Consider the following 6837-nt stretch of genomic DNA (forward strand, 5'->3'; position numbering starts at 1 on the left):
CTTTATATCCTTGTGCCGCTAAATGACGAACTTCCTGAATGATATCTTCCGGACGGCGGCTTCTTTCTTTTCCCCTTGTGAAAGGCACGATGCAGTAAGTACAAAATTTATCGCAGCCATACATGATATTTACCCATGCTTTCGTTTTGCCTTTACGCACTTTCGGAAGGTTCTCAATTACATCGCCTTCTTTAGACCAAACCTCAATGACCATTTCCTTTGAAAGATACGCTTCATTTAGAATTTGGGGTAGACGATGAATGTTGTGAGTTCCGAAAATCATATCAACAAAATGATGTTTCTCAAGGATTCTTTTTACAACTGATTCTTCTTGAGACATACAACCACAAACACCAAGCAATAAATCAGGTCGTTCCAATTTTAATGATTTTAAATGGCCGAGTTCCCCGAACACTTTATTCTCTGCATTTTCCCGAATCGCACAAGTGTTAAGTAAAATGACGTTAGCATCATCTACCGTGTTTGTCGGTTGATAGCCTAGGGCCGTGAAGATACCAGCCATGACTTCTGTATCATGTTCATTCATTTGACAACCGTATGTACGAATGTAGAACTTTTTGCCTTCTCCCATTCCACGGAAATCTTCTGGAATCGCAAAATCATCATGATATTCGACTTCTTCTTTACCTCGTTTTTTCGCATCTTTTAAGGACGGCGGAATATAAACGGCCTGAAAGTACTTACTGTAGTCCTTGTCGGATTTTTTGTCCGCTGGATTTTCAGCGTGTACTTGTTGTGATTCTAATCGTTGTTTCTCGTTCATGTTAATCTCCTTTCAAAATAGTTAGTTTATTTGTTTCCCTAACTATTTCAAGACCTGTCTTGTTCTAAAGATTTTTATACGTATTTTCCTTATAAAATTACCAGTAAATATTAGCTTTAAAGTGTGATATATCCACATTAACATAGTATAAAGCTTTTACCAGCAAGAAACAATCATTCTGTCGTGCCTACTACATTTGTAAGAAAAATTTCACAAACTCGGTAAAAATAAGTACTAAAAAAGCTCAATTCACCACATTCCATGTGACGAACTAAGCCTCTTCTTAATAGTTAATTAAATAATTCCTAGTTCCTTTCCGGCTTTTTTTAAAGCATCTACTTCTTCTTTAAAATATTCAAAACCCTTCATTTCTCCTCCTTTTAAGTTGGCTAAGGTATTAGGAGTACCTTACCACACTGTCCCTTTATCATCAGTTCAAAACCCTTTTCAAAGTCACTTAGCGAAAAACGATGTGTAATCATCGGTGTGACATCAACTTTTCCACTCCCTAGCAGGCTCGAAACCTGCTGCCAGGTTGAGAACACTTTTCTTCCTGTTATTCCTTGGACAGTAAGACCCTTGAACACAATATCCTCCGTTATATTAAGCGTGACCGGTTGAGCTGGCAGGCTCAAAATTGATATCCTCCCGCCATTTGTAGCCATTTTAAACCCTTGATCGATGGCCGTAGGATTACCGCTCATTTCGCAGACCACATCCACCCCATCCATATCTGTGAGTCTTGCCGTGATTTCCAGAGGATTTTGCTTGATTGAATGAATTGTGTGCGTAGCCCCCATCTTTTTTGCCAGCTGAAGTCGATAATCATTAACATCAAGAGCGATAACTTTATCTGCACCTGCAGCCTTTGCTACAGCCACTGCCATAAGCCCAATTGGTCCGCAGCCAATGATCGCCACCGTTTTACCAAGCACTTCACCAGCAAGCACAGAATGGACTGCATTTCCCATCGGTTCTTGGATCGTAGCTATATCAAGTGGCATGTCAATCGGATTTTTCCAAAGATTCTTAGCTGGCAAAGCTACATATTCAGCAAAGCACCCTTGTGTATCGAGACCAATAATGTTTGTATTTTTACAAATGTGTAACTGTCCCGTTAAACATTGCCGGCATGTACCGCACACGATATGGGTTTCGGCGGAAACGTAATCACCAACTGAAACATTACTCACCTTCCCCCCTACCTCAATCACTTCTCCGGCAAATTCATGCCCAAATACATATGGTGGATTCACTCTTCCCTGCGACCATTTATCCCAGGTGAAAATGTGAATATCCGTCCCACAGATTGAGGCCATTTTGACTCGAATTAACACCTCATCTTCACGAATATCCGGAATGTCGACAGCTTGCAATTGTGCCCCATATCCTCGGTGATGTTTGACAACTGCTTTCATTTTCCCTTTCAACATATACACTCCCCCTGTAATAGGGCTACATTTTCCTGAATATATTAAAGGTATGAAAAACCGATTGAAAAAATACCAGTATTCCTAATGTACGGGCCATTTTACCTTTATTGACTAATCATAATCTTAGGGCTATCGTACATTTTCACTAATAAGGTCATGATCCCATAGCATCCTGTCCGCTCTTGAATAAGATATCTCGTACAACAAAAATAATTAAAGGAGTGACTTATATGTCATGTTCTGAAAATAATAATCGTCACCACCATGACAGGAATGAAGACGATTTCTGTCGTCGAGTGAGACGCTGTGATAGACGCGATCGTGACCGTGACCGTGATCGTGACCGTGATCGTGACCGAGATTTCGATCGTCACCATCATCATCATCATCATCACGACAATGACCGTTGTTGTTGTAGAAGAAGGAATCGTTGTTGCTTCGGTTTCGGCGGTTTCGGCGGTTTCGGTCGCGGTTTCGGTGGCGGTTGCGGTTTTTAACCGTAACTTCGGCGGATGCCATAACGATTGTTAAGCTAAGCCAGTAATAAGCGTTCTAGCATGAGGCATAATTACTGGAGCGCTTAATTTTTCACAAAAAAGGTTCACCCCCATCTATAGGGGTGAACCTTTTCACTTTTACATAAATTCTGCAACAAGTTTATCAAAATGAGCTTGATCTAGAGTTAGATCAGATTTATTTAACGCTTTTTCTGCATATCCTGGTACTAACTCCTGATAAGAAGGGCGTGAAGAATCTTGATAAATAATCCCTGTCACAAGGCTGTCATGCTTCATTAATGTTTGCATGGCCTGTTCTTTATTTGAAGAATCATATCCATCAATCGTGTTTAATTTTGTTAAGTTTTGTTTGAACCAATCGTACGTATTAATCTTGTTATATGTTACGCATGGAGAGAAAACATTGATAAAGGAGAACCCTTTATGATTAATCCCTGCTTCAATGATAGCAGTCAAGTCTTTTAAGTCAGTCGAAAAGCTTTGTGCAACAAATGTAGCACCCGCCGATAAAGCTAATTCCATTGGTGAAACAGCCTGCTCGATTGATCCTTCAGGAGTGGATTTTGTCTTAAATCCAACAGCTGATCGTGGAGAAGTCTGGCCTTTTGTCAAACCATAAATTTGGTTATCCATTACAATATACGTAATATCAATATTACGACGGATTGCATGAATAGTATGTCCCATCCCAATTGCAAAACCGTCTCCGTCTCCGCCTGAAGCTATTACAGTCAATTCACGGTTGGCCATTTTCACACCTTGGGCAATCGGTAGCGAGCGGCCATGAATTCCGTGGAAGCCATATGACTTGATGTAACCGGAAATACGTCCTGAACAGCCGATACCAGAAACAACAGCTAAGTTTTCCGGCTCCAATCCTACATTGGCTGCCGCACGCTGCATGGCAGCCTGAACGGAGAAATCTCCACAGCCAGGACACCAGTTAGGTTTAACATCATTACGAAACTCTTTAAACGTTGCCATATTCGAACATCTCCTTGCATTGTGTGTGAATTTCATGCGGGAGGAATGGGTTGCCATCATATTTTAGGATGCTTTTAATTTTATTAACATGTCCGACATTCATCTTGATAATATTAGCCAATTGTCCAGTCGCATTATTTTCGATTACTACTACTTTCTTAGCCGATTGTACTAAAGATAGAACTTCATCGGTTGGGAACGGATGAATCAAACGAATTTGCGCATGATTCACTTTTACCCCATCCGTTTCTAGTCTACCAATTGCTTCATCAATCGTACCACGAGTAGAGTTAAAACCAAGAATTAGTAAATCCGCTTCTTCATGCGGTGTGTTTTTGTATACAGGTGTATGGAAAGTGTTAGCTAAATTATTCAGCTTACGCATCCGTTTATCCATCTGCGCTTTTCGATTCACAGCCGTCTCAGAAGGTCTCCCTGTCTCATCATGTTCAACACCAGTAACATGGTGAATTCCATTTTTCATACCAGGAACAACACGAGGTGAAACGCCGTCTTCCGTTACTTTATAACGCTTGAAGTATGATTTATTTTCTGGTTCTTCAATTTCAAAATCTACCAATTTACCGCGTCTGATCTCTACTTTGCTGTAATCAAGCGGCTGAACCGTTTGTTTACCTAGCGATAGCTGTAAGTCGGATAAAATGATAACCGGACATTGATATTCCTCCGCGAGATTGAACGCTTCTGCCGTATCATAAAATGCTTCTTCAACAGTACTTGGGGCCATGACGATTTTTGGGATTTCACCGTGTGTACCATAAATCATGGCCATTAAATCGGATTGCTCTTGTTTCGTAGGAAGTCCAGTAGAAGGACCGCCACGTTGTGTATCAACAATGACAATAGGCGTCTCGGTAATACCCGCTAAGCCAATTGCCTCCATTTTTAAGGAAAGTCCTGGACCAGCAGAAGCTGTGATAGCACGAACACCACCGTAGTTTGCACCGATTGCCATTGTGGCTGCAGCTATTTCATCTTCTGTCTGAATGACAGTACCGCCCAATTGTGGAAGTTTTTTGATTAGATATTCCATAATTTCAGAGGCAGGAGTAATTGGGTATGCTGCCATGAAGCGACATCCACCTGCAACAGCTCCTAGAGCGATAGCATCGTTTCCGATCATGAATAAACGTTTCTGTCCGTCTGCTTTTTCTAGCTCCATTGCGCCAAGCTTTTCTCCAAGCAGTACTTCCATGGCTTTGTAGCCAGCAGTAATGGCATCCATATTCTTTTTAACGATTTCTTCGCCTTTACGACCGAAGATTTCATCAACAACATCGTTGAATACGGAAATTTCCATACCAAGTACAGCACATGTCGCACCGATAGCCACCATGTTTTTCATTAATGATGTACCTAATTCTGCAGCGATTTCCGTAAATGGAACAATATATAATTCTGCCTTTGTATCTTCTGGGCAGACAGGTTTGAATTTTGCATCAGCGATTATGATGCCACCTTCATGTAATTCTTTATAATTGACGTCAATTGTTTCTTGGTCAAAAGCAACTAAGATGTCTAAATCATCAGAGATAGCACGAGTTTCGGTAGTACTTACACGAATTTTGTTATTCGTGTGTCCTCCCTTAATTCGGGATGAGAAATGACGGTAGCCATACAAGTAATAACCTAAGCGATTGAGGGCAATACAGAATATTTCTCCTGTACTTTCAATACCTTCACCTTGTTGTCCGCCAACTTTCCATGAAAGTTGATTGATCATGTCTTACACTCCTTTAGAACGTTCGTATATAAATGCATTTAACCGCACCTCTCGCCAGAACATTAGACTATGTATATAAATCGTTCTATTTAGGAAAGGTGTACTAAACGCTTTCAATTCTATCGGTTAAATCATTAAATTGCAACCTTTTTGCCTCCATTTTTTATATTTTCAGAATATTTATTCATATCTATATAGTCAGAATTAAATTTTTCACCTTTTAACGTGGAAAATTCCGAGTGAAATTCTCAAAAAGGAGTCCTTTTACAAACTCAGCAGAATAAAGCCTATTCAAGTCATTGATTAAGTTATGATAATCATTAAAGGATGCTAATTTGTCTACCATATGTTCTATTCCATCGAAGTCAGACCCAAAGCCAATTTGTTTTTCCCCGCCCAAACTGCATATATGGTCTATATGGTTCAGGATATCTTTTATTGAAGCCGAATAACCACTGGATAGGAATTGTGGAACAAAGGTTACCCCTATCACGCCATTTTTTTGTAAAAGGGCTTTTATCTGGCTGTCTTTTAAATTCCGCGGATGCGAACATAAATTATTAGCATTTGAATGGGATGCAATTGGAAAATCCGCTCTTTTTAATGTGTCCCAAAAACCAGCTTCAGATAAATGAGATAAATCACACCAAATCGATTGCTCGTTTAAAAGGGTCACAACTTCTGTTCCAAAACTTGTCAACCCACTTCCTCTTGTTTCTAATGCTCCATCAGCCACAAGGTTGGCATAATTCCATGTTAGCCCTACTGAAGAAACACCAAGACGGAGAAGTGTTTTTAGTTTTAATAAATCATTTCCAATACAATCGCAGCCTTCCAATGTCAGCATAGCACCGATTTCTTTTTCCTTTAGATTATCGATGTCAGTCTTGCTCCGTATAAATTTCATTTCCGGCTCTGATAAAACCTTTTCATGAAAAATATCAACCATCGCTAAGGCTGACTGAAATCTCATATCTGGGTGGACCTTTTCTGGAATATAAATTGCAAAACATTGGACTTTTCCTCCTGCATCCAATAATCCCCGTTTTGTTATATGTAACTTATCACTGTCCAAAAAAGAAATATCTGGATCTATAAACATCTTCATTAACACATCACAATGCGCATCAAAAATCGCCAAAATAATCCTCCTCCCTTGCTTAACTTTCATAGCTAATATGATCTATTATAAAATAGCTAAGGTTTTTCGTCATTTGAATTTTAGTACAAAAAAGAACCTGCTCGCCAGCTGACAAACAGGGCACCCACATATGAAATTATCTTGGTTCAATGATTAGCTTAATCGCCGTTCTCTCTTCGCCATCAATAAGTATATCTGTAAAGGCAGGAATACAAATCAAGTCAACTCCACTA

General features: G+C 39.8%; 7 protein-coding genes. 1 reads left to right on the plus strand and 6 read right to left on the minus strand.

The annotated features are described in order from the left end of the window. Both AC1DUW_RS17960 and tdh read right to left on the minus strand, forming a co-directional pair. On the minus strand, nt 1-784 hold a 784-nt coding region (locus AC1DUW_RS17960), incomplete at its 3' end, for a radical SAM protein (protein ID WP_477643112.1). 389 nt (nt 785-1173) lie between these two features. Next, entirely contained in the window at nt 1174-2214 is a 1041-nt protein-coding gene (gene tdh, locus AC1DUW_RS17965) for an L-threonine 3-dehydrogenase (RefSeq protein WP_180320471.1), read from the minus strand. A 299-nt stretch (nt 2215-2513) separates the two neighbouring features. Here tdh and AC1DUW_RS17970 point away from each other — a divergent pair, with 299 nt between their 5' ends. After that, nucleotides 2514-2714 (plus strand): hypothetical protein, encoded by a 201-nt coding sequence (locus AC1DUW_RS17970; protein WP_477643113.1) that lies wholly within the window; start codon nt 2514-2516, stop codon nt 2712-2714. Between the two features lie 138 nt (nt 2715-2852). Here AC1DUW_RS17970 and AC1DUW_RS17975 read toward each other — a convergent pair whose 3' ends face one another. From AC1DUW_RS17975 to AC1DUW_RS17990, 4 genes are all read right to left on the minus strand, one after another. Continuing rightward, complete coding sequence (locus tag AC1DUW_RS17975) at nt 2853-3719, minus strand: 2-oxoacid:ferredoxin oxidoreductase subunit beta (protein WP_053345397.1); 867 nt, start codon at nt 3717-3719, stop codon at nt 2853-2855. Next, nucleotides 3706-5463, minus strand: a complete 1758-nt coding sequence (locus tag AC1DUW_RS17980) for a 2-oxoacid:acceptor oxidoreductase subunit alpha (protein ID WP_056526902.1) — start codon at nt 5461-5463, stop codon at nt 3706-3708. The genes AC1DUW_RS17975 and AC1DUW_RS17980 overlap by 14 nt, the downstream gene beginning before the upstream one ends. A gap of 220 nt (nt 5464-5683) precedes the next feature. Then, on the minus strand, nt 5684-6604 hold the full coding sequence (locus AC1DUW_RS17985) for a dipeptidase (RefSeq protein ID WP_477643114.1): 921 nt from the start codon (nt 6602-6604) through the stop codon (nt 5684-5686). Between the two features lie 136 nt (nt 6605-6740). After that, on the minus strand, nt 6741-6837 hold a 97-nt coding region (locus AC1DUW_RS17990; protein ID WP_477643115.1), incomplete at its 5' end, for a stage V sporulation protein S.

Source organism: Peribacillus sp. P4_C12 (assembly GCF_056402095.1).